This is a genomic window from Sphingomonas sp. NBWT7 (assembly GCF_014217605.1).
Lineage (GTDB): Bacteria > Pseudomonadota > Alphaproteobacteria > Sphingomonadales > Sphingomonadaceae > Sphingomonas.
In genome coordinates this window covers 1,151,589-1,171,747 of record NZ_CP043639.1, presented here as the reverse complement: position 1 = coordinate 1,171,747, position 20,159 = coordinate 1,151,589, and the positions used below count along the sequence as shown (strand labels likewise).

Here is a 20,159-nt window from a genome sequence, read left to right as displayed (position 1 = left end):
CAAGAGCCGCGTTCACGTGGCCCGCTCTTTCGCATCGGTAGGGATTATGGACAGCAACATCCGCATTCGCCTGAAGGCGTTCGATCATCGCGTGCTCGACCAGGCGACCGGCGACATCGCCGACACCGCCCGACGTACCGGTGCCCTTATCCGCGGTCCTATCCCGCTTCCGACGCGTATCGAGAAGTTCACGGTCAACCGTGGCCCCCACGTCGACAAGAAGAGCCGCGAGCAGTTCGAGGTGCGCACCTACAAGCGCATGCTCGACATCGTGCAGCCGACCCCGCAGACCGTCGACGCGCTGATGAAGCTCGACCTCGCGGCGGGCGTTGACGTCGAGATCAAGCTCGCCTAAGAGCGCGCATCCCCGCGGTCGACGTTGCGTCCCGCGGGTTTGTCGTTCCCGCAGGTGAGGGAACGGCTAGGCACCCGACGAGGGCACCTAGAGCAAGAGATACCGCCAGCTGCGTGCAGCTGGGACAGCGTCTCCCGTCCGCCTCTCTCGAGAGGCAGCAGCCCGGGACGGGGGCGCGCTTCGCATTCTCGGGCTGATGGTGGTGGATGGAGCGTCGCTTCGTTCGCCGCCACGTTGGCGCTTCCCCCGGGCAGCGTCGCAAGCACCCCCGGGATGGGCCCGTGGGTGCCTCTGTTGAGGAGCAACGGATCATGCGTACCGGCGTGATCGCGAAGAAGATGGGCATGACCCGCCTGTTCCAGGACGATGGCCGCCACGTGCCGGTTACCGTTCTGCAGCTGGACGGGCTTCAGGTCGTCTCTCGCCGCGAAACAGATACCGACGGCTATACTGCCGTCCAGCTTGGCGCAGGTGTCGCCAAGGCTAAGAACGTCAATAAGCCGCAGCGTGGCCACTTCGGCAAGGCCGAGGTCGAGCCGAAGGCGGTGGTGCACGAATTCCGCGTGACCGAGGACAACCTCCTAGACGTCGGCGCGGAGATTTCGGCCGATCACTTCGTCGCCGGCCAGTTCGTCGACATCCAGGGTCGCACGCAGGGCAAGGGCTTTGCCGGCGGCATGAAGCGCTGGGGCTTCGGCGGTCTGCGCGCCACTCACGGCGTGTCGGTGTCGCACCGCTCGCTGGGTTCGACCGGTCAGCGCCAGGATCCGGGTCGCGTCTTCAAGAACAAGAAGATGGCCGGCCACATGGGCGACAAGAACCGCACGCAGCAGAACCTCGAGATCGTCGGCACCGACGTCGCGCGCGGCCTGATCTTCGTCAAGGGCTCGGTGCCCGGCTCGAAGGGCGGCTGGCTGTTCGTCAAGGACGCCGTGAAGATTAAGCCGCATGCCGATGCGCCGCGCCCGGCCGGTCTCAAGGCTGCCAATAGCAACACCGCAGAGGCCGCTCCCGCGACCGACGCGACCGACGGCCAGGAGGGCTGAACGTGAAGGTCAAGGTTTCCTCCTTCGCCGGGAACGAAGCGGCGGACGTCGAGCTGTCGGACGAGGTCTTCGGCCTCGAACCGCGCGCCGACATCCTGCACCGCGTCGTCACCTGGCAGCTCGAGAAGCGCCGCGGCACCGCCCGCGGTACGCGCGAGCGCGCCGACGTCGCCCGTTCGGGCAAGAAGCTGGGTCGTCAGAAGGGCGGCGGTGTCGCCCGTCACGGTGATCGTCGCGCTCCCGTCTTCATCGGCGGCGGCAAGGCGCATGGCGCCCGCGTTCGTGACTTCAATCCGTCGCTGAACAAGAAAATCCGCGCGCTCGGCCTCAAGATGGCGCTGTCGAGCCATGCCAAGGCGGGTTCGTTGATCGTCCTCGACGGTTTCCAGGTCACCAAGACCAAGGAACTGAAGGGTCATTTCGCGACGCTCGGCACCGGCAAGCGTACGCTCGTCATCGATGGCGAGACGGGCGAGGGCTTCCGCGCCGGCAGCAACCTGCCGGGTGTCGACATGCTCCCCGCAGTCGGCGCGAACGTTTATGACATCATCCGGGCCGATACGCTGGTGCTGACCCGCGCGGCGGTCGAGAAGCTGGAGGCGCGCTTCAATGGCTAAGCAGCAGAAGGCGATCGACAACCGTCACTACGACGTGATCGTTGCGCCGCACATCACCGAGAAGTCGACCCTTCTCTCCGAGGAGAACGCCGTGGTGTTCAAGGTCGCCCAGAGCGCGTCCAAGCCGGAGATCAAGGCGGCGGTGGAAGCGATCTTCGACGTCAGCGTCGTAGGCGTGAACACCATCGTCCAGAAGGGCAAGACGAAGCGCTGGAAGGGCAAGCCCTATTTCCGGTCGGACATGAAGAAGGCGATCGTCACGCTCAAGGACGGGCAGTCGATCGACGTCACCGAGGGGGCCAAGTAAGATGGCACTCAAGCAATATAACCCGACCAGCCCCGCGATGCGCGGGCTGGTCCTCATCGACCGTTCCGGCCTGCACAAGGGCGGCCCCGTCAAGGCGCTGACCGAAGGCAAGCGCAAGAGCGGTGGCCGCAACAACAAGGGCCACGTCACGTCGCGCGGCATCGCGGGCGGCCACAAGCAGCGCTATCGCTACGTCGATTTCAAGCGCCGCAAGTGGGACGTCATCGGCACGGTCGAGCGGCTGGAATACGATCCCAACCGCACTGCGTTCATCGCGCTGATCAAGTATCCGGACGAAGAGCTGGCGTACATCATCGCGCCGCAGCGTCTTTCGGTCGGCGATAAGGTCGTCGCGGGCAAGAAGACCGACGTGAAGCCGGGCAATGCGATGGAACTCGGCCAGATGCCGGTCGGCACGATCGTCCACAACGTGGAGATGAAGCCCGGCAAGGGCGGGCAGATCGCGCGCTCGGCGGGCACCTACGTTCAGGTCGTCGGCCGTGATCGCGGGATGGTGATCGTTCGCCTCAACTCGGGCGAGCAGCGCTACATCCGCAGCGATTGCATGGCGACGGTCGGCGCGGTGTCGAACCCCGACAACCAGAACCAGAACTTCGGCAAGGCCGGTCGTTCGCGCTGGATGGGCAAGCGTCCGCTGACCCGCGGCGTCGCGAAGAACCCGGTCGACCACCCGCACGGCGGTGGTGAAGGCCGCACCTCGGGCGGCCGTCACCCGGTCACCCCGTGGGGCAAGCCGACGAAGGGTGCGCGCACCCGCCATAACAAGGCGACGGACAAGATGATCATCCGCAGCCGTCACGCGAGGAAGAAGTAATGGCTCGCTCCGTCTGGAAGGGTCCGTTCGTGGACCTTCACCTGCTGAAGAAGGCAGAGGTGGCGCAGGATCAGAATGGTCGTTCGGGTCCGATCAAGACCTGGTCGCGTCGTTCGACCATCCTGCCGCAGTTCGTCGGTCTGACGTTCAACGTCTACAACGGCCGCAAGTTCGTGCCGGTGTCGGTGAACGAAGAGATGGTCGGCATGAAGCTGGGCGAGTTCGCGCCGACGCGCTACTTCCCCGGCCATGCCGCTGACAAGAAGGGCAAGCGCTGATGAGCAAGCCTAAGTCCCCCCGCAAGGTCGGCGAGAAGGAAGCGCTGTCGGTCGGCACGCAGATCCGCGGCTCGGCGCAGAAGCTCGGCCTCGTCGCGGCGCTGATCCGTGGCAAGAAGGCCGGCGATGCGATGAACATCCTGACCTTCTCGACCAAGGGCATGGCGGTCGACGCGCGCAAGGTGCTCGCATCCGCGATCGCCAACGCCGAGAACAACCACAACCTCGACGTCGACTCGCTGGTCGTCGCCGAGGCGTCGGTCGGCAAGTCGATCACCATGAAGCGGTTCGCCACGCGCGGCCGCGGCAAGTCCACCCGTATCCTGAAGCCGTTCTCGCGGCTGCGGATCGTCGTGCGCGAGCAGGAAGAAGCCTAATGGGTCACAAGAGCAACCCGATCGGTCTGCGCCTGCAGATCAACCGCACCTGGGACAGCCGCTGGTACGCCGACGGCGCGGACTATGGTCGCCTGCTGCTGGAGGATCTCAAGATCCGCCAGTACATCGTGAAGACGCTGCCGCAGGCGGCGATCTCCAAGGTGGTGATCGAGCGTCCGGCCAAGCTTTGCCGCATCTCGATCTATGCCGCGCGTCCCGGTGTCATCATCGGCAAGAAGGGCTCGGACATCGAGAAGCTGCGCAAGACGCTCGGCTCGATGACCTCGTCGGACGTGTCGCTGAACATCGTCGAGATCCGCAAGCCGGAAGTCGACGCTAAGCTCGTCGCCCAAGGTATCGCCGATCAGCTCGAGCGCCGTATCGCGTTCCGCCGTGCGATGAAGCGCGCGGTGCAGTCGGCGATGCGCCTGGGTGCCGACGGCATCCGCGTCGCGTGCGGTGGTCGCCTCGGCGGCGCCGAGATCGCGCGCGCCGAGAGCTATCGCGAGGGCCGCGTTCCGCTGCACACGCTGCGCGCGAACATGGATTATGCCGAGGCGCAGGCTCACACCGCTTATGGCGTGTGCGGCGTGAAGGTCTGGATCTTCAAGGGCGAGATCCTCGGCCATGATCCGATGGCCACCGACCGGCTGATGATGGAGGCTCAGACCTCCGGCGTGCGCCCCGCGCGCGACGACCGCCGCTAAGGAGTAGAAGAAGTGCTGCAACCAAAGCGCACCAAGTTCCGCAAGGCGTTCAAGGGCCGCATCAGCGGCGACGCCAAGGGCGGCACCGCGCTCAACTTCGGCGCCTATGGCCTGAAGGCGATGGAGCCGGAGCGGATCACTGCACGCCAGATCGAGGCGGCCCGCCGCGCGATCACGCGCCACATCAAGCGCCAGGGGCGTTTGTGGATCCGTGTGTTCCCGGACGTTCCGGTTTCGGGCAAGCCGGCCGAAGTCCGCATGGGCTCGGGCAAGGGCTCGCCGGAATTCTGGGCGGCGCGCGTCAAGCCGGGCCGCATCCTGTTCGAGCTCGACGGCGTTCCGGGGCCGCTCGCTGCGGAGGCTTTCGAGCGCGCGGCGATGAAGCTCCCCATCAAGACCAAGGTCGTGGCGCGTCTCGGCGACACCACGCACCTCGGAGGCGAGTGATCATGGCGAAGAAGACCGATTTCAACGGCCAATCGGACGATCAGCTGTCCGAACAGCTGGGCAACCTGAAGCGCGAGCAGTTCAACCTGCGCTTCCAGGCGGCGACCAACCAGCTCGAGAAGCCGAGCCGCGTGCGTGAGGTCCGCAAGGACATCGCCCGCATCAAGACCCTCCAGTCGCAGCGCACCGCTGCGACCGGCAAGTAAAGGACCCTAGCACATGCCGAAGCGCGTGCTGACCGGGCTGATCGTCTCCGACAAGGGCGACAAGACGGTGGTGGTGAACGTCGAGCGCAAGGTGAAGCACCCGCTCTACGGCAAGATCATCCGCCGTTCGAAGAAGTACCATGCCCATGACGAGGGCAACGAGTACAAGCAGGGCGAGACCGTGCGGATTGAAGAGACCGCGCCGATCTCCAAGCTGAAGACCTGGAAGGTGATCGATCGGGTGAACACCCACGCGACGCCCGAGCGGGTCGAGATCGACGAGCCGGCGTCGGCGTAAGCCGCGCGTCGGATCGAACAACAGGGCGCGTCTGTCAGTATCGTCCAGGGTCCGGATCATGCCGGAGACCGGGCGAGGGGCGGAGGCGATCGAGAGCAGGAGAAGGCGGCGCCCCGCGGGGCATTGCTTTTTTCCCGCGGGGCGGCTATCGGGCCGCTCCCCCTGGACGCGGATCGCCGCGGCCGGGGTCATTTTTTTCAAGGCGGGGTTGGGTCGGTATCCACCCCATTAGCGAGAAGGAAGCGGATCAGTGATCCAGATGCAGTCCAATCTCGACGTCGCTGACAACAGCGGCGCGAAGCGGGTGCAGTGCATCAAGGTGCTTGGCGGGTCCAAGCGCCGCACCGCCGGCGTCGGCGACATCATCGTCGTGTCGATCAAGGAAGCGCAGCCGCGCGGCAAGGTGAAGAAGGGTGACGTGCATCGCGCCGTCATCGTGCGCACCGCCAAGGACATTCATCGCGCGGACGGCTCGACCATCCGTTTCGATTCGAACGCCGCGGTGCTGGTCAACAAGAACGAGGAGCCGATCGGCACCCGTATCTTCGGCCCGGTCGTGCGTGAATTGCGCGGCAAGAAGCACATGAAGATCATCTCGCTGGCTCCGGAGGTCCTGTAATGGCCGCTGCCAAGATCAAGAAGGGTGACCAGGTCATCGTCCTGTCCGGCAAGGACAAGGGCAAGACGGGCACCGTCACTGCCGCCATGCCGAAGGACGGCAAGGTCATCGTCGGCGGCGTCAACGTCGCGACGCGTCACACCAAGCCGACGCAGAACGATCCGCAGGGCGGGCTGAAGCGCTTCGAGGCGCCGCTGCACGTCTCCAAGGTCGCGCACGTCACCGCCGACGGCAAGCCGACGCGCGTTCGTTTCGAGACGCTGGACGGCAAGAAGGTCCGCGTCGCCGTCAAGACGGGGGAGAAGATCAGTGGCTGATTACAAGCCCCGCATGAAGGCGATCTACGACGATCGCATCGTCAAGGCGATGACCGACAAGTTCGGTTACAAGAACGTCCTTGAGATTCCGCGGATCGAGAAGATCGTGCTCAACATGGGCGTCGGCGAGGCGACCCAGGACAAGAAGCGCGTCGAGCAGGCGGCGTCGGAAATGGAGCTGATTGCTGGCCAGAAGCCGGTGATTACCAAGGCGAAGAAGTCGATCGCGCAGTTCAAGCTGCGTGAAGGCATGCCGATTGGCGTGAAGGTGACGCTTCGCCGCGAGCGGATGTACGAATTCCTCGATCGCTTCATCACGATCGCGCTGCCGCGTGTGCGCGACTTCCGCGGGCTGAACCCGAAGAGCTTCGACGGACGCGGCAATTACGCCTGCGGCCTCAAGGAGCAGCTGGTTTTCCCGGAAATCAACTATGACCGCATCGACAAGGTGCGCGGCATGGACGTGATCGTCACGACGAGCGCGAAGACGGACGACGAGGCGCGCGAGCTGCTGCGTCTGTTCGGTTTCCCGTTCCCGCGCGACGAGGACGCAGAAGAGAAGCAGGCGGCGTGAGCCCCGTAGCAACGAACTGAACGAGAGAGCTTAAGTCCATGGCGAAACTGAGTTCCGTGAACAAGAACGAGCGTCGTAAGAAGCTCGTGAAGCAATATGCCCCCAAGTGGGCGAAGCTGAAGGCGGCGGCGAACGACCAGTCGCTCGACGAGACCGAGCGTCTCATCGCGCGCCTGAAGATGGCCGAGCTGCCGCGCAATTCGAACCCGACGCGGGTCCGCAATCGCTGCGAGATCACCGGCCGGCCGCGCGCTTATTACCGCAAGTTCCGTCTTGCCCGCGTCATGCTGCGCGATCTGGCCAACAAGGGCCTGATCCCCGGTCTGACGAAGTCGAGCTGGTAAGGACACCAAGATGGCAGTGACCGATCCCCTGGGTGACCTGCTCACCCGCATCCGCAACGGGCAGCGGGCGAAGAAGGACTCCGTCCTCTCGCCGGCGTCCAAGCTGCGCGTTCGCGTGCTCGACGTGCTTCAGCGCGAGGGCTACATCCGCGGCTACAGTGAAGAAGAGATGGGCCCCGTCAAGGGTGTCCGCATCGAGCTCAAGTATTTCGAGGGTCAGCCGGCGATCAAGCACGTCGCGCGCGTCTCGAAGCCGGGTCGCCGGATCTACAGCGGGTCGAACGACCTGCCGCGGATCATGAACGGCCTGGGCATCACCATCGTCTCGACGCCGCGCGGCGTGCTCTCGGATGCCGAGGCGCGCGAGCAGAACGTCGGCGGCGAAGTGCTCGCGGAGGTGTTCTGATGAGCCGCATCGGTAAGAAGGCCGTGGCCGTACCTGCGGGCGTGACCGCGACGGTCGATGGCAACAAGCTGTCGGTCAAGGGCCCCAAGGGCACGTTGGCCATGCAGATGTCCGACCTCATCACCTACGACGTGCAGTCGGACGGCATCGCGGTGCAGCCGGCGAACGACACCAAGAAGGCGCGCGCCTTCTGGGGCATGCAGCGGACCATGGTGCAGAACCTGGTGACCGGCGTGACCGAAGGCTTCAGCAAGAAGCTGGTGATCACGGGCGTCGGCTATCGTGCGGCGGCGCAGGGTCGCAACCTCAAGCTGCAGCTCGGCTACAGCCACGACGTCAACATCGACGTGCCGGAAGGCATCGAGGTGAAGACGCCGGACGCGACCACCGTCGAGATCAGCGGTGCCGACAAGCAGAAGGTCGGTCAGCTGGCCGCCGAGATCCGCCGCTGGCGCAAGCCCGAGCCGTACAAGGGCAAGGGCATCAAGTACGACGGCGAGTTCATCTTCCGTAAGGAAGGAAAGAAGAAGTGACCAAGGGCCTTTCGCTTTTCGAGAAGCGGCGTCGCCGCAACCGCACGGCGCTTCGCGCGCGCAGCGGCACGCGTCCTCGCCTGTCGATCCACCGTTCGGGCAAGCACATCTATGCCCAGGTGATCGACGACGCGCAGGGTCGCACCGTCGCGGCGGCATCGACGCTGCAGGGCCACGAGGGCTCGACCGCGAACATCGACGCGGCGACGGCGGTCGGCACGCGCATCGCGGAGGCCGCGAAGGCGGCCGGCGTGACGCAGGTCGTGTTCGATCGTGGCGGCTTCCTCTTTCACGGCCGGGTGAAGGCGCTGGCGGAAGCCGCGCGCGCAGCCGGACTGGAGTTCTAAGACATGGCTGACGAGAACAACACGCCGGACACGCCGCAGCAGGACGCGCCTGCCACCACGCAGGCCGAAGCGCCCCAGCAGGGCGGCGGTTACCAGGGGGGCGGCGGTGGCGGCTACCAGGGCGGTGGTCGCGGGCGCGGCGGCCCGGGCGGCGGCGGCAATCGCGGTCGCGGTGGCCCCGGCGGCAATCGCGGTGGTCCCGGTGGGCGCCGTGACGGGCGTCGCGACGATCGCAATCGCGATGATGGTGGCGAGGAGCTGATCGAGAAGCTCGTTCACATCAACCGCGTGTCGAAGACGGTGAAGGGCGGCAAGCGCTTCGGCTTCGCGGCGCTGGTCGTCGTGGGCGATGGCAAGGGCCGCGTCGGCTTCGGCCACGGCAAGGCGCGCGAGGTGCCCGAGGCGATCTCCAAGGCGACCGCATCGGCCAAGAAGGCGATGGTGCGCGTGCCGCTGAAGGAAGGCCGCACGCTGCATCATGACGTCAACGGTCACTTCGGAGCCGGCCGCGTGACGGTGCGCTCGGCGCCGCAGGGTACCGGCATCATCGCCGGCGGCCCGATGCGCGCGATCTTCGAGTCGCTCGGTGTCGCCGACGTGGTGACCAAGTCGGTCGGCACGTCGAACCCCTACAACATGATCCGCGCCACGTTCGAGGCGCTGAACAATCAGACTTCGCCGAAGTCGGTCGCTCAGCGTCGTGGCAAGAAGATCGCCGACCTGCTCGGCCGCGGTGGTTCGCAGACCGCCGAGGCGGACGCTGCGGCCGTCACGGAGTAAGCCGGCATGGCAACGATCAAGGTAAAGCAGACCGGATCGCCGATCCGTCGCACCAAGGACCAGCGCGCGACGCTTGTCGGGCTGGGCCTCAACAAGATGCACCGTGTTTCGGAGCTCGAGGATAGCCCCGAGGTCCGCGGCATGATCCGCAAGGTGCATCACATGGTGGAAGTGCAGGACTGAACGGTCCTTGCGATCACCTAGTGACAAATACGGGGGAGGGGGCTAACGGGCCCCCTTCCTTTTTATCACCATCCTGTTTTTAGCGCGACAGAAGCGAAAGCGAGTGCACACATGAAACTGAACGAACTGCGCGACAACGAGGGCGCGCGCCATCGCCGGATGCGCGTGGGCCGTGGTATCGGCTCGGGCAAGGGCAAGACCGGCGGTCGCGGCCAGAAGGGCCAGAAGAGCCGTGAAGGCGTTTCGATCGCGGGCTTCGAGGGCGGCCAGATGCCGCTTCACATGCGTCTGCCGAAGCGCGGCTTCAACAACATCTTCGCCAAGGACTATGCCGTGGTCAACACCGGCGAGCTCCAGAAGGCAATCGACAGCGGCAAGCTGACCGGCACCGATCTCGACCATGCGGCGCTGAAGGCCGCTGGCCTGGCGCGGGGCGGCAAGGATGGTGTCCGCCTGCTCGGCAAGGGCGAAATCAGCGCGAAGCTCAACCTCGCGGTCGCTGGCGTCTCCGCCGGTGCGCGAGAGGCGATCGAGAAGGCTGGCGGCAGCGTTACCGTGATCGACGTCGTCGCCGCGGCCGACAAGGCGAAGGCGAAGAAGGGCAAGGCGCGCGAAGAGCGTCTCACCAACAAGGCCGCCAAGCAGGGCAAGTAAGCCAGGCTGCCACCCCGGCCATGCGCCGGGGTCCAGTCGCGCGCCGCTCGTGATTGGGCTTCCGGCTTCGTGCCGGGGCGGAATATGCTCGCTGGGTTAGACAAGCCATCGAGCGCGACTATATGAGCGGCGGGGCGGGGCAGCAGACCTCCTCCGCCGTTTTCGTTTCCGAAGGCACCGACGTACGATGGCATCCGCAGCCGACCAGATGGCGCAAAGCATCAGCCTCGCGAAGTTCGCGCAGGCGACCGATCTCAAGAAGAGGCTGTGGTTTACGATCGGCGCGCTGATCGTCTTCCGCCTGCTGAGCTACGTGCCGCTTCCCGGCATCGATCCGACGGGGCTGGCGGCGCTCGCCAAGCAGACCCAGGGCGGCGTGCTCGATTTCTTCAACACCTTCTCGGGCGGCGCGTTGCAGCGCGCCTCGCTGATCGCGCTCGGCGTGATGCCGTACATCACCGCCTCAATCGTGGTGCAGCTCGCGACCTCGCTGTCGCCGCAGCTCGCGGCGATCAAGAAGGAAGGCGAGAGCGGGCGCAAGAAGCTCAACCAGTACACGCGCTACGGCACCGTGCTGCTGACGGCGATCCAGGGCTATGTCATCGCCACCGGCCTCGAGGCCGGCGGTGCGGTGGTCGAGCCGGGGACGCTGTTCCGCGTCGCGGCGGTGATCTCGCTGATCGGCGGAACGATGTTCCTGATGTGGATCGGTGAACAGATCACCAGCCGCGGCATCGGCAACGGCATCTCGCTGATCATCATGGCCGGCATCGTCGCGCATCTGCCGACGACGATCGTCAACCTGCTCGAAGGCGGGCGCACGGGTTCGATGAACCCCGCGATCCTCATCGCGATCATCCTGGCGGTCGCCGGATTGGTGCTGTTCATCTGCTTCATGGAGCGCGCGCAGCGTCGCATCCTGATCCAGTATCCGAAGCGCCAGACGCAGCGCGGCATGCAGGCGGATCGCAGCCATCTGCCGCTCAAGATCAACACCGCGGGCGTGATCCCGCCGATCTTCGCCTCGTCGCTGCTGCTGCTGCCGCTGACCATCACCCAGTTCGCGGGCAACCGCGTCTCGGGCGAAAGCTGGTGGGGCGATGCGATCATCAGGCTCAACCAGTATCTTCAGCACGGCAGCCCGCTGTACATGCTGCTGTACGGCGCCGGCATCGTCTTCTTCTCGTTCTTTTATACGGCGGTGGTGTTCAATCCCGAGGAGACGGCGGAGAATCTGAAGCGCTACGGCGGCTTCGTTCCCGGCATCCGCCCGGGCAAGAACACCGAGCAGTATTTCGATTACGTGTTGACGCGAATCACCGTGATCGGTGCGGCGTATCTCGCCTTCATCTGCTTGGTGCCGGAGTATCTCGTGTCGGCGCTGTCGATTCCCTTCTACCTCGGCGGCACCAGCCTACTGATCGTGGTGAACGTGACGATGGACACGGTGACGCAGATTCAGTCGCACCTGCTGGCGCATCAATATGGCGACCTGATCAAGAAGGCGAAGCTGAAGGGCGGCCGCCTGCGCTGAGCGGCGTCGGCGCGGATACAAACGGGGAGGCGTGTCGTGAACATCATTCTTCTGGGCCCGCCGGGTGCGGGCAAGGGAACGCAGTCCGAGCGCCTCGTCGCCGAGCGTGGCATGGTCCAGCTCTCAACCGGCGACATGCTGCGCGCCGCGGTCAAGGCAGACACGCCGGTCGGCATGCAGGCCAAGGCGGTGATGGACGCGGGCGAGCTCGTTTCCGACGCGATCGTGTCGGCGCTGATCGGCGAGAATCTCGATCGGCTGGGCGACGGTCAGGGCGCGATCTTCGACGGCTATCCGCGCACTGCAGCGCAAGCCGAGGCGCTCGACTTGCTGCTCGACGAGCGCGGCCGCAGCCTCGATCACGTTATCGAGCTCGAAGTGAACGAGAATGCGCTGGTCGAGCGGATCGTCGGGCGCTTCACTTGCGGCAATTGCGGTGCGGGCTATCACGATCGGTTCAAGCAGCCGAAGGTCGCCGATACCTGCGACGTATGCGGCTCACACGAGTTCAAGCGGCGGCCCGACGACAACGAGCAGACCGTGCGCACGCGTATGGCTGAGTATCGCGCCAAGACGGCGCCGATCCTGCCGCTGTACGAGGCGCGCGGCCTCGTCCGCCGCGTCGACGGAATGGCGGACATCACCGTCGTCACCAAGGCGATCGAGGCGATCCTCGACAGCTGAGACCAATGGTCGTGCTACGATGGTGGCTTGTCCTGAGCCGCTGCACGATCGCGGAACCGTTCGCTTGACACTGCGTTTGCCGCGCCCTAGTTGACCGACCTTCCAACACCCCGGCAACCGGCAGCGCTTCTTGCGCTAGCCGTTTTCTTGCGTGGCGGAAGGTCCTGCGAAGAGATGGGGTGCGTGATCCATGCCGCGCCTCGTGGAGCATGAGGAGATAGAAGTTCATGGCACGTATCGCGGGTGTCAACATCCCGACCAACAAGCGCGTTCTGATCGCGCTTCAGTATATCCACGGTATCGGCCCGACCAAGGCCAAGGAAATCACCGACAAGCTCGAGATTTCGGCCGAGCGCCGTGTTCAGGACCTGACCGATCAGGAAGTCCTGCAGATCCGCGAAGCGATCGACGCCGGCTACACTGTGGAGGGTGATCTTCGTCGCCAGACCGCGATGAACATCAAGCGCCTGATGGATCTCGCCTGCTACCGCGGCCTGCGTCACCGCAAGGGCCTGCCGGTCCGCGGCCAGCGCACGCACACCAATGCGCGCACGCGCAAGGGCAAGGCGAAGCCGATCGCAGGCAAGAAGAAGTAAGCACCGCGCTTCTTCTTCGGTCGAGGGGCTGGTTGCAGGCATTGCGCCTCCCGGCCTCGGCTTGAAACAAAGGTCAGGATAACCAAATGGCACAGGCACCGCAGCGTATTCGCCGTCGCGAGCGCAAGAACATCACCGCCGGCGTGGCGCACGTCAACGCCAGCTTCAACAATACCATGATCACCATCACCGACGCGCAGGGCAATGCGATCAGCTGGTCGTCGGCCGGCATGATGGGCTTCAAGGGTTCGCGTAAGTCGACCCCGTATGCCGCCCAGGTTGCTGCCGAGGACGCGGGCAAGAAGGCCGCCGAGCACGGCGTCCGCACGCTCGAGGTCGAGGTGAAGGGCCCGGGTTCGGGCCGCGAATCGGCGCTGCGCGCGCTGCAGGCGGTCGGCTTCCAGATCACGTCGATCCGCGACGTGACCTCGATCCCGCACAACGGTGTGCGTCCGTCGAAGCGCCGTCGCGTCTGATGATTTTCGGCGCCCGGCTGACGAGCCGGCGCGCCTCTTTCTTCCCGGCCGGACGCGCCCCCGTCTGGCCCAACATCAGGGGACACAAGCCTTGTCCGTCAACGCAAAGAACTGGCAGGAACTGAAGAAGCCCAACGCGCTCGAGAAGAAGGGCGGCGATGGCAAGCGCAAGTCGACCTTCGTCGCCGAGCCGCTCGAGCGGGGTTTCGGCCTGACGCTCGGCAACGCGCTGCGTCGCGTGCTGCTGTCGAGCCTCCAGGGTGCGGCCGTTACGTCGATCAAGATCGAAAACGTGCTGCATGAATTCTCGAGCCTCGCCGGCGTGCGCGAGGACGTGACCGACATCGTCCTCAACGTGAAGCAGATCGCGCTCAAGATGCAGGGCGAAGGTCCGAAGCGTCTGCAGCTGTCGGCGACCGGTCCGGCCGAGGTGAAGGCCGGCGACATCGCGGTTTCGGGTGACATCGAGGTGATGAACCCCGAGCTGATCATCTGCCACCTCGACGAAGGCGCGACGCTCAACATGGAGCTGACCACCGATACGGGGAAGGGCTATGTTCCCGCCACCGTCAACCGCCCGGCGGATGCGCCGATCGGCCTCATTCCGGTCGACGCGCTCTACTCGCCGGTACGGCAGGTCAGCTACAAGGTCGATCCAACCCGCGTCGGGCAGGACCTCGATTACGACAAGCTGACGTTGACGGTCGAGACCGATGGTACGGTGACACCGGAAGACGCGCTGGGCTATGCCGGACGCATTCTTCAGGATCAGCTGGCGCTGTTCGTCCACTTCGACGATTCGACCGTGCAGCGTTCCGCGCCGATCGGTATGGCGGCGCCGGCGCCGGCAGGCAGCGAAGATGCCAGCGACACGCAGCAGATCAACCGTTACCTCCTCAAGAAGGTCGACGAGCTCGAACTGTCGGTCCGCTCGGCCAATTGCCTTAAGAACGACAATATCATCTACATCGGTGATCTCGTCGGCAAGACTGAGGCGGAGATGCTGCGGACGCCGAACTTCGGCCGCAAGTCGCTGAACGAGATCAAGGAAGTGCTGTCGTCGATGGGCCTGCGTCTGGGCATGGAAATTCCGGGCTGGCCGCCTGAGAACATCGAAGAGATGGCCAAGAAGCTCGAGCAGGAGATCATGGGCTGATCGCAGCGCATTAGCGCAAGCTAATCCGCGCCTCGGCGATCAGCTCGGCCGGCCTCGCTCGGCGAGGACCGACGGCGTGGCTTTGCCACGACGCGACCCGGCCAAAGACTGTAAGTGGGATCCCGGGCCGAAGTCCGGGCTGGCGTATATTCGGGTGGCCCACACGTCCCACCTGTCCCGGGGTACCTGGGGGTGCCCATCAAAGTATCACTTTGATGGGGCTCTGCGCGGCCCCGAACGAACAAGAAGGACATACCATGCGTCACCGTGTAGGCGGCCGTAAGCTTCAGCGGACCTCGGCCCACCGCACCGCGCTGTTCCGCAATATGTCGGCAGCACTGATCAAGCACGAGCAGATCACCACCACGCTCGCCAAGGCGAAGGAGCTTCGCCCGTACATCGAGAAGCTGATTACGCTGGGCAAGAAGGGCGGCCTGTCGAATCGCCGTCTGGCCCACGCCCGGTTGCTCGACGACGCGCAGCTGGTGAAGCTGTTCGACGTGCTGGCGCCGCGCTACGCCGATCGCAACGGTGGCTATACCCGCGTGATCAAGGCGGGTGTTCGTGCATCGGACGCGTCGCCGATGGCGATCATCGAGTTCGTCGACCGCGACGTATCCGCCAAGGGGCAGGATTCGGGCCCGGTCATGAACGACGAGGATTTCGACGAGGCGGCATGATCCTGCCCGCCCCCGGCGGTTTGCCGCGGGCCAGTTGATTACAAGAGGCCGCGTTCCCCGCCCGGGAGCGCGGCCTCTTCATTTGTGCGATCACCGCCGCTACACGCCCGCCATGGAGCACCCCGACAGCATTCTCATCGTCGATTTCGGCAGCCAGGTAACGCAGCTGATCGCGCGCCGCGTGCGCGAGGCGGGCGTGTACAGCGAGATCGCGCCGTTCCAGTCAGCCGAGGAGGCGTTCGCACGCATCAGGCCGCGCGGCGTGATCCTTTCCGGCGGTCCGGCATCGGTAGTCGACGAGGGCAGCCCGCGTGCGCCCCAGGCGGTGTTTGACAGCGGAGTGCCCGTGCTCGGCATCTGTTACGGCCAACAGGTGATGAACACTCAGCTCGGCGGGCGTGTCGAAAAGGGCTTTTCCGGAGAATTCGGCGAAGCCTTCGTCGAGGTGGCGACCGGGTGCGGGTTGTTCGACGGCCTGTGGCAGGAGGGCGAGCGCCATCAGGTGTGGATGAGCCACGGCGATCACGTCGCGGAGCTGGCACCGGGCTTCGTGCCGGTCGCGACGTCGCCAGGGGCGCCGTTCGCCATAACCGCGGACGAGCAGCGTCGCTATTACGGGATGCAATTCCATCCCGAGGTAGTGCACACGCCTGACGGCGGGCGGCTGATCAAGAATTTCGCACGTCACGTCTGCGGCCTCGCCGGGGACTGGACGATGGCCGAGTTCCGCGAAACCAAGATCGCGGAGATCCGGGCGCTGGTCGGCAACGGCCGCGTCATCTGCGGGCTTTCCGGGGGTGTCGATTCGGCAGTCGCGGCGGTGCTGATCCATGAGGCGATCGGCGAGCAGTTGACCTGCGTGTTCGTCGATCACGGGCTGATGCGCAGCGGCGAGGCCGATCAGGTCGTCAGCCTGTTCCGCGGCCATTACAACATCCCGCTGGTGCATGTGAACGCCGAGCCGCTGTTCATGAAAGGCCTTGCCGGCGTCACCGATCCCGAGACGAAGCGCAAGTTCATCGGCAAGACCTTCATCGAGGTGTTCGAGAGCGAAGCCAAGAAGATCGGCGGCGCCGATTTCCTCGCGCAGGGGACGCTATATCCGGACGTGATCGAGAGCGTCAGCTTCACCGGCGGGCCATCGGTGACGATCAAGAGCCACCACAATGTCGGGGGCCTGCCCGAGCGGATGAACATGAAGCTCGTCGAGCCGCTGCGCGAGCTGTTCAAGGACGAGGTGCGCGCGCTTGGGCGCGAGCTTGGCCTCCCCGAGATCTTCGTTGGGCGTCACCCATTTCCGGGGCCGGGCCTCGCGATCCGCATTCCCGGCGAGGTGACGCGCGAGCGCTGCGATATCCTGCGCAAGGCGGACGCGATCTATCTCGAAGAAATCCGCAATGCCGGCCTGTACGATGCAATCTGGCAGGCTTTCGCGGTGCTGCTGCCGGTGCGGTCGGTAGGGGTTATGGGCGACGGGCGCACCTACGACAGCGTCCTCGCGCTGCGCGCGGTGACCTCGACCGACGGGATGACCGCGCAGGCGTTCGAGTTTCCGGGCGGGTTCCTCGCGCGGGTCACGACGCGAATCATCAACGAGGTACGCGGCATCAACCGCGTGACGTACGATTACACCTCCAAGCCGCCGGGCACGATCGAGTGGGAATGATGAAGGCTAGGGACAAGCGGCGCGCTCGCTGCAGGGTAGGTGCCGCAGCCGTGTTGCTGGCGTCGCTGCTGGGCGCACCGGCGACCGCGCAGCCCGATCCGCCCGCGTGGACCAGGCCGATCGCGCCGTTCAATCTCCTCGGGCCGATCGACTATGTCGGGACCGAGGGGCTCGCCGCGTATCTTATCCGCACGCCGGCGGGTGCGATCCTGATCGACGCGCCGATGGCGGAGAATGCGGCCGCAGTGGAGCGGGCGATCGCGGCGCGCGGGGTGAAGCTCGCCGACGTGAAGCTGATCCTGCTCAGCCACGCGCACTTCGATCATGCCGGCGGTCTCGCGGCGCTGAAGCGGGCAACGGGCGCGCGGCTGATCGTTGGCGCTGGCGATGCCGACGCGGTGTCGACCGGCGTGCCGCCGGGTGAGACGAGCTACGGCGTCATCCGCTTTCCGCCCGCAAACGTCGATCGGGCGATACGGGATGGCGGGCGCGTGGCGCTCGGCGGGGTTACGCTGACGGCGATCGCGACACCCGGGCACACCCCCGGCTGCACCAGCTGGACGATGCGCCTGCAGCACCGCGGCAAGCCGCTCGAGGTCCTATTTGCGTGCAGCGTCACGGTGGCGGGCAACAAGCTCGTCGGCAACAGGCGCTATCCCGGGATCGCCGCCGATTTCGCGCGCAGTTTCGACCGTCTTGGCGCGCTCAAGCCCGATGTGGTGCTGCCCTTTCACCCGGAAACGGTCGATCTGATCGGGCGGGCGAAGCGCAGGGCGCTGGTCGATCGCAGCATCCTGCCGAAATTGGTCGCGGACGCGCGCACCGCCTTCGCGGCAGACCTAGCCAAGCAGCGGCGGTGATCGTCGAGGCCAGCATGGCGGATGCGGCGGCGGTGATCGCGCTGTGGACACGCTGCGGGCTGACGCGGCCATGGAATTCGCCGGATGACGACTTCCGCCGCGCGATCAGCGGCACATCCTCGACGATCTTGAAATGGTGCGACGAGGACCGCGTCACGGGTAGCGTGATGGTGGGTGACGACGGGCATCGCGGATGGGTCTATTACCTTGCGGTCGATCCTACCGCCCGCCGCGGGGGGCTGGGCCGACGGCTGATGGCGGCCGCCGAGGCGTGGTTGCGCGCGCGCGGTGTCGCGAAGTTGCAACTGATGGTGCGCGACGGAAACGACACGGCGCGACTGTTCTACGCCAGTCTTGGAATGGAGCCGCAGCCGGTTGCGGTGTTCGGCCGTTTCCTCGATTGATCGCCGATGCGGACGACGATCTACGGCATCGCGAATTGCGACACGATCAAGAAGGCGCGGGCCTGGCTTGCGGCGCGCGGCATCGAGCACGCGTTTCACGACTACAAGAAAATGGGTGTGGACCCGGCGGTTCTGGCGGCCGCGGTCGAGCGGTTCGGCTGGGAAAAGGTGCTCAATCGCCAGGGCACGACGTTCCGCAAGCTCCCGGAGGAAGATCGGACCGGGCTGGTTGCGACGCGCGCGCTGGCGTTGATGGAAGCGAATCCGTCGGCGATCGAACGCCCGCTGCTTGTTCACAACGAACACATCGAACTCGGCTTCGACGCACAGCGGTACGAGACGCTTTTCGCGTGATAGTCGCGCGAGCGCGATTGCGAAGTGCGCCCGGTCCAAGTTAACCGCCGGTGTTTCCCAGGCTTTTGCCCGTGTGCCGCTGCGCTTCGCGCGACTGGGATTGTTACGCTTGCGAACCGACAGCCGCATTTTCTCCACGCATTGTAGCGGTACGGCAGAGGGCGACGGCTGAGGGTATCGGGCGGCCACCGTGGTGGTTCTAAGTCGTGAAGATCGTGCTGCGGCGGTGGCAGGTGATCGGCGTCTGTTCCTGCAAAGCATATCGCCCACGGGCCGGCCGCGACGGGCATCGTGGCGGGCAGCTATGATCGCAGCCACTACGTGTTGCTGCCCCGCTGGTACGCGCGGATCTGTACCATTGCGACCGGGGCGTCGTGGCGAGCGGCGTCGGGCTCGCGTTCTGTGACGGTATGCGATGCCGCTCGCGGCAATATCGCTCGCCGCCACGATTCTGGTGTTGGGATAAAAGTTCGCGACAAACGGCCTGATCGCAGGGAGGGCGTCGGGACGACCTATTTCGACGCGGTGATCACAATCGTCGGGGTCGTCACCTTGTGGTTCTCACGATCGGTGCAGGCGCGCGGCTGGATCGCGTGATCGGGACAGGCTAAGCGCCGCTCCATGTCCACGACCTTCACGATTGACAGCTCGACCAGCCGGGCGACGCCGGTATCCGCGCCCATGAAGCGGCTGACGGTGCCGGCGGTACGCCAGCGCAAGGGCAAGGACCCGCTGGTGATGCTGACTGCCTATACCGTCCGCACCGCGCAGATCCTCGATCCGCACTGCGACTTGCTGCTCGTCGGCGATAGCCTTGGGCAGGTGATCTACGGCCTGCCGTCGACGGTACCGGTCACACTCGACATGATGGCGGCGCACGGCGCGGCGGTGGTGCGTGGCAGTTACCACGCCGTCGTCGTCGTGGACATGCCGTTCGGCAGCTACGAGGCGAGCCCGGAGAAAGCGTTCGAGAGCGCGGCGTGGCTGCTCAAACAGACCGGTGCGGCGGCGGTCAAGCTGGAGGGCGGTACGGCGATGGCGTCGACGGTGGCGTTCCTATCCGAGCGGGGAATCCCCGTGATGGGGCACGTCGGGCTGACGCCGCAGGCAGTGAACGCGCTTGGCGGATACGGCGCCCGCGGGCGATCGGAGGCAGAGGCACGCAAGATCGTCGGCGACGCGCAGGCCGTGGCGGAGGCGGGCGCGTTCGCCGTGGTGATCGAGGGCGTCGTGGAGCCGATCGCGATCGAGATTACGAAGACGATCGCGGTGCCGACGATTGGCATCGGCGCATCCGCCGAGTGCGACGGCCAGGTGCTGGTGGCGGAGGATATGCTCGGGCTGTTCGAGCGCACCCCGCGCTTCGTCAAGCGTTACGGCGACATGGCCGGCTTTATCGGCGAGCGCGCGGCGGCGTATGCCGACGAGGTGCGCGCGCGCGTCTTCCCCGGCGCCGAGCAGACCTACGCGCCCAAAGCGTGATCCGCTTCCGTTTTCCGGAGGGCGCGACTAAGGTCCG

At 65.6% G+C, this 20,159-nt stretch carries 33 protein-coding genes; all 33 read left to right on the top strand.

Features of this window, described 5'->3' with window-relative positions; genetic code table 11:
• Nucleotides 1-46: 46 nt before the first annotated feature.
• Nucleotides 47-355, top strand: a complete 309-nt coding sequence (rpsJ, locus tag F1C10_RS05940) for a 30S ribosomal protein S10 (protein WP_066776796.1) — start codon at nt 47-49, stop codon at nt 353-355.
• Between the two features lie 311 nt (nt 356-666).
• Complete coding sequence (rplC, locus tag F1C10_RS05935; RefSeq protein WP_185210100.1) at nt 667-1,401, top strand: 50S ribosomal protein L3; 735 nt, start codon at nt 667-669, stop codon at nt 1,399-1,401.
• 2 nt (nt 1,402-1,403) lie between these two features.
• Nucleotides 1,404-2,018 (top strand): 50S ribosomal protein L4, encoded by a 615-nt coding sequence (gene rplD / locus F1C10_RS05930; RefSeq protein ID WP_085810280.1) that lies wholly within the window; start codon nt 1,404-1,406, stop codon nt 2,016-2,018.
• On the top strand, nt 2,011-2,325 hold the full coding sequence (locus tag F1C10_RS05925; RefSeq protein WP_185209586.1) for a 50S ribosomal protein L23: 315 nt from the start codon (nt 2,011-2,013) through the stop codon (nt 2,323-2,325). Before rplD ends, F1C10_RS05925 begins: the two co-directional genes overlap by 8 nt.
• A gap of 1 nt (nt 2,326) precedes the next feature.
• Nucleotides 2,327-3,160, top strand: coding sequence for a 50S ribosomal protein L2 (gene rplB / locus F1C10_RS05920; protein WP_085810278.1), 834 nt, complete (start codon nt 2,327-2,329; stop codon nt 3,158-3,160).
• A complete protein-coding gene (rpsS, locus tag F1C10_RS05915; RefSeq protein ID WP_085810277.1) occupies nt 3,160-3,438 on the top strand; it encodes a 30S ribosomal protein S19 in 279 nt (92 codons plus the stop codon). Before rplB ends, rpsS begins: the two co-directional genes overlap by 1 nt.
• Nucleotides 3,438-3,815 carry a 50S ribosomal protein L22 gene (gene rplV, locus F1C10_RS05910; protein ID WP_085810276.1) on the top strand — a complete coding sequence of 126 codons (378 nt, stop codon included), beginning with the start codon at nt 3,438-3,440 and terminating at the stop codon, nt 3,813-3,815. Before rpsS ends, rplV begins: the two co-directional genes overlap by 1 nt.
• Complete coding sequence (gene rpsC, locus F1C10_RS05905; RefSeq protein ID WP_085810275.1) at nt 3,815-4,522, top strand: 30S ribosomal protein S3; 708 nt, start codon at nt 3,815-3,817, stop codon at nt 4,520-4,522. Before rplV ends, rpsC begins: the two co-directional genes overlap by 1 nt.
• A 12-nt stretch (nt 4,523-4,534) precedes the next feature.
• Entirely contained in the window at nt 4,535-4,969 is a 435-nt protein-coding gene (rplP, locus tag F1C10_RS05900) for a 50S ribosomal protein L16 (protein WP_085810274.1), read from the top strand.
• A 2-nt stretch (nt 4,970-4,971) separates the two neighbouring features.
• Nucleotides 4,972-5,175 (top strand): 50S ribosomal protein L29, encoded by a 204-nt coding sequence (gene rpmC / locus F1C10_RS05895; RefSeq protein ID WP_085810273.1) that lies wholly within the window; start codon nt 4,972-4,974, stop codon nt 5,173-5,175.
• Between the two features lie 13 nt (nt 5,176-5,188).
• Complete coding sequence (rpsQ, locus tag F1C10_RS05890; RefSeq protein ID WP_085810272.1) at nt 5,189-5,473, top strand: 30S ribosomal protein S17; 285 nt, start codon at nt 5,189-5,191, stop codon at nt 5,471-5,473.
• Between the two features lie 250 nt (nt 5,474-5,723).
• Nucleotides 5,724-6,092 carry a 50S ribosomal protein L14 gene (gene rplN / locus F1C10_RS05885; protein ID WP_085810271.1) on the top strand — a complete coding sequence of 123 codons (369 nt, stop codon included), beginning with the start codon at nt 5,724-5,726 and terminating at the stop codon, nt 6,090-6,092.
• The gene (rplX, locus tag F1C10_RS05880; protein WP_185209584.1) at nt 6,092-6,409 is read left to right on the top strand and encodes a 50S ribosomal protein L24; all 318 of its coding nucleotides are present in this window, start codon (nt 6,092-6,094) and stop codon (nt 6,407-6,409) included. Before rplN ends, rplX begins: the two co-directional genes overlap by 1 nt.
• A complete protein-coding gene (gene rplE / locus F1C10_RS05875; protein WP_085810269.1) occupies nt 6,402-6,983 on the top strand; it encodes a 50S ribosomal protein L5 in 582 nt (193 codons plus the stop codon). Before rplX ends, rplE begins: the two co-directional genes overlap by 8 nt.
• Before the next feature lie 38 nt (nt 6,984-7,021).
• On the top strand, nt 7,022-7,327 hold the full coding sequence (gene rpsN / locus F1C10_RS05870) for a 30S ribosomal protein S14 (protein WP_085810268.1): 306 nt from the start codon (nt 7,022-7,024) through the stop codon (nt 7,325-7,327).
• A 10-nt stretch (nt 7,328-7,337) separates the two neighbouring features.
• Nucleotides 7,338-7,733, top strand: a complete 396-nt coding sequence (gene rpsH / locus F1C10_RS05865; RefSeq protein WP_085810267.1) for a 30S ribosomal protein S8 — start codon at nt 7,338-7,340, stop codon at nt 7,731-7,733.
• Nucleotides 7,733-8,266, top strand: a complete 534-nt coding sequence (gene rplF / locus F1C10_RS05860) for a 50S ribosomal protein L6 (protein WP_185209582.1) — start codon at nt 7,733-7,735, stop codon at nt 8,264-8,266. The genes rpsH and rplF overlap by 1 nt, the downstream gene beginning before the upstream one ends.
• A complete protein-coding gene (gene rplR, locus F1C10_RS05855; protein ID WP_085810265.1) occupies nt 8,263-8,613 on the top strand; it encodes a 50S ribosomal protein L18 in 351 nt (116 codons plus the stop codon). Before rplF ends, rplR begins: the two co-directional genes overlap by 4 nt.
• Nucleotides 8,614-8,616: 3 nt before the next feature.
• Complete coding sequence (gene rpsE, locus F1C10_RS05850; RefSeq protein ID WP_258043095.1) at nt 8,617-9,393, top strand: 30S ribosomal protein S5; 777 nt, start codon at nt 8,617-8,619, stop codon at nt 9,391-9,393.
• A 6-nt stretch (nt 9,394-9,399) separates the two neighbouring features.
• The gene (gene rpmD, locus F1C10_RS05845; RefSeq protein ID WP_185209581.1) at nt 9,400-9,576 is read left to right on the top strand and encodes a 50S ribosomal protein L30; all 177 of its coding nucleotides are present in this window, start codon (nt 9,400-9,402) and stop codon (nt 9,574-9,576) included.
• 111 nt (nt 9,577-9,687) lie between these two features.
• Nucleotides 9,688-10,230, top strand: coding sequence for a 50S ribosomal protein L15 (rplO, locus tag F1C10_RS05840; RefSeq protein ID WP_185209579.1), 543 nt, complete (start codon nt 9,688-9,690; stop codon nt 10,228-10,230).
• Nucleotides 10,231-10,417: 187 nt separating this feature from the next.
• The gene (gene secY, locus F1C10_RS05835) at nt 10,418-11,764 is read left to right on the top strand and encodes a preprotein translocase subunit SecY (protein ID WP_185209577.1); all 1,347 of its coding nucleotides are present in this window, start codon (nt 10,418-10,420) and stop codon (nt 11,762-11,764) included.
• Nucleotides 11,765-11,800: 36 nt separating this feature from the next.
• The gene (locus tag F1C10_RS05830; RefSeq protein ID WP_185209576.1) at nt 11,801-12,448 is read left to right on the top strand and encodes an adenylate kinase; all 648 of its coding nucleotides are present in this window, start codon (nt 11,801-11,803) and stop codon (nt 12,446-12,448) included.
• A 227-nt stretch (nt 12,449-12,675) separates the two neighbouring features.
• Nucleotides 12,676-13,044, top strand: a complete 369-nt coding sequence (gene rpsM / locus F1C10_RS05825; RefSeq protein ID WP_085810259.1) for a 30S ribosomal protein S13 — start codon at nt 12,676-12,678, stop codon at nt 13,042-13,044.
• A gap of 86 nt (nt 13,045-13,130) precedes the next feature.
• A complete protein-coding gene (gene rpsK / locus F1C10_RS05820) occupies nt 13,131-13,520 on the top strand; it encodes a 30S ribosomal protein S11 (RefSeq protein WP_019516037.1) in 390 nt (129 codons plus the stop codon).
• A gap of 91 nt (nt 13,521-13,611) precedes the next feature.
• The gene (locus tag F1C10_RS05815) at nt 13,612-14,676 is read left to right on the top strand and encodes a DNA-directed RNA polymerase subunit alpha (protein WP_185209574.1); all 1,065 of its coding nucleotides are present in this window, start codon (nt 13,612-13,614) and stop codon (nt 14,674-14,676) included.
• A gap of 257 nt (nt 14,677-14,933) precedes the next feature.
• On the top strand, nt 14,934-15,356 hold the full coding sequence (gene rplQ, locus F1C10_RS05810) for a 50S ribosomal protein L17 (RefSeq protein WP_085810257.1): 423 nt from the start codon (nt 14,934-14,936) through the stop codon (nt 15,354-15,356).
• A gap of 112 nt (nt 15,357-15,468) precedes the next feature.
• Nucleotides 15,469-17,022 carry a glutamine-hydrolyzing GMP synthase gene (guaA, locus tag F1C10_RS05805; RefSeq protein WP_185209572.1) on the top strand — a complete coding sequence of 518 codons (1,554 nt, stop codon included), beginning with the start codon at nt 15,469-15,471 and terminating at the stop codon, nt 17,020-17,022.
• 50 nt (nt 17,023-17,072) lie between these two features.
• Nucleotides 17,073-17,882 carry a subclass B3 metallo-beta-lactamase gene (gene bla / locus F1C10_RS05800; RefSeq protein ID WP_258043092.1) on the top strand — a complete coding sequence of 270 codons (810 nt, stop codon included), beginning with the start codon at nt 17,073-17,075 and terminating at the stop codon, nt 17,880-17,882.
• Nucleotides 17,879-18,286, top strand: coding sequence for a GNAT family acetyltransferase (locus F1C10_RS05795; protein WP_308458079.1), 408 nt, complete (start codon nt 17,879-17,881; stop codon nt 18,284-18,286). The genes bla and F1C10_RS05795 overlap by 4 nt, the downstream gene beginning before the upstream one ends.
• 6 nt (nt 18,287-18,292) lie before the next feature.
• Nucleotides 18,293-18,640 carry an arsenate reductase gene (locus F1C10_RS05790; RefSeq protein ID WP_185209569.1) on the top strand — a complete coding sequence of 116 codons (348 nt, stop codon included), beginning with the start codon at nt 18,293-18,295 and terminating at the stop codon, nt 18,638-18,640.
• A 291-nt stretch (nt 18,641-18,931) separates the two neighbouring features.
• Nucleotides 18,932-19,237, top strand: coding sequence for a hypothetical protein (locus F1C10_RS05785; protein ID WP_185209567.1), 306 nt, complete (start codon nt 18,932-18,934; stop codon nt 19,235-19,237).
• Nucleotides 19,238-19,261: 24 nt separating this feature from the next.
• Complete coding sequence (panB, locus tag F1C10_RS05780; RefSeq protein WP_185209565.1) at nt 19,262-20,122, top strand: 3-methyl-2-oxobutanoate hydroxymethyltransferase; 861 nt, start codon at nt 19,262-19,264, stop codon at nt 20,120-20,122.
• The last annotated feature ends 37 nt before the right edge of the window (nt 20,123-20,159 follow it).

What these genes read in the sequence shown, in the direction of transcription:
- rpsS (WP_085810277.1), top strand. Translation starts at nt 3,160, where the DNA reads ATGGCTCGCTCCGTCTGGAAGGGTCCGTTCGTGGACCTTCACCTGCTG.
- rpsM (WP_085810259.1), top strand. Translation starts at nt 12,676, where the DNA reads ATGGCACGTATCGCGGGTGTCAACATCCCGACCAACAAGCGCGTTCTG.
- guaA (WP_185209572.1), top strand. Translation starts at nt 15,469, where the DNA reads ATGGAGCACCCCGACAGCATTCTCATCGTCGATTTCGGCAGCCAGGTA.
- rpsJ (WP_066776796.1), top strand. Translation starts at nt 47, where the DNA reads ATGGACAGCAACATCCGCATTCGCCTGAAGGCGTTCGATCATCGCGTG.
- panB (WP_185209565.1), top strand. Translation starts at nt 19,262, where the DNA reads ATGTCCACGACCTTCACGATTGACAGCTCGACCAGCCGGGCGACGCCG.
- rpsH (WP_085810267.1), top strand. Translation starts at nt 7,338, where the DNA reads ATGGCAGTGACCGATCCCCTGGGTGACCTGCTCACCCGCATCCGCAAC.
- rpsC (WP_085810275.1), top strand. Translation starts at nt 3,815, where the DNA reads ATGGGTCACAAGAGCAACCCGATCGGTCTGCGCCTGCAGATCAACCGC.
- F1C10_RS05925 (WP_185209586.1), top strand. Translation starts at nt 2,011, where the DNA reads ATGGCTAAGCAGCAGAAGGCGATCGACAACCGTCACTACGACGTGATC.
- F1C10_RS05790 (WP_185209569.1), top strand. Translation starts at nt 18,293, where the DNA reads ATGCGGACGACGATCTACGGCATCGCGAATTGCGACACGATCAAGAAG.
- rplF (WP_185209582.1), top strand. Translation starts at nt 7,733, where the DNA reads ATGAGCCGCATCGGTAAGAAGGCCGTGGCCGTACCTGCGGGCGTGACC.
- rplO (WP_185209579.1), top strand. Translation starts at nt 9,688, where the DNA reads ATGAAACTGAACGAACTGCGCGACAACGAGGGCGCGCGCCATCGCCGG.
- secY (WP_185209577.1), top strand. Translation starts at nt 10,418, where the DNA reads ATGGCATCCGCAGCCGACCAGATGGCGCAAAGCATCAGCCTCGCGAAG.
- rplB (WP_085810278.1), top strand. Translation starts at nt 2,327, where the DNA reads ATGGCACTCAAGCAATATAACCCGACCAGCCCCGCGATGCGCGGGCTG.
- rpsN (WP_085810268.1), top strand. Translation starts at nt 7,022, where the DNA reads ATGGCGAAACTGAGTTCCGTGAACAAGAACGAGCGTCGTAAGAAGCTC.
- rplC (WP_185210100.1), top strand. Translation starts at nt 667, where the DNA reads ATGCGTACCGGCGTGATCGCGAAGAAGATGGGCATGACCCGCCTGTTC.
- rplQ (WP_085810257.1), top strand. Translation starts at nt 14,934, where the DNA reads ATGCGTCACCGTGTAGGCGGCCGTAAGCTTCAGCGGACCTCGGCCCAC.
- rpmC (WP_085810273.1), top strand. Translation starts at nt 4,972, where the DNA reads ATGGCGAAGAAGACCGATTTCAACGGCCAATCGGACGATCAGCTGTCC.
- rplX (WP_185209584.1), top strand. Translation starts at nt 6,092, where the DNA reads ATGGCCGCTGCCAAGATCAAGAAGGGTGACCAGGTCATCGTCCTGTCC.
- rpsQ (WP_085810272.1), top strand. Translation starts at nt 5,189, where the DNA reads ATGCCGAAGCGCGTGCTGACCGGGCTGATCGTCTCCGACAAGGGCGAC.
- rplV (WP_085810276.1), top strand. Translation starts at nt 3,438, where the DNA reads ATGAGCAAGCCTAAGTCCCCCCGCAAGGTCGGCGAGAAGGAAGCGCTG.
- rpmD (WP_185209581.1), top strand. Translation starts at nt 9,400, where the DNA reads ATGGCAACGATCAAGGTAAAGCAGACCGGATCGCCGATCCGTCGCACC.
- rpsK (WP_019516037.1), top strand. Translation starts at nt 13,131, where the DNA reads ATGGCACAGGCACCGCAGCGTATTCGCCGTCGCGAGCGCAAGAACATC.
- rpsE (WP_258043095.1), top strand. Translation starts at nt 8,617, where the DNA reads ATGGCTGACGAGAACAACACGCCGGACACGCCGCAGCAGGACGCGCCT.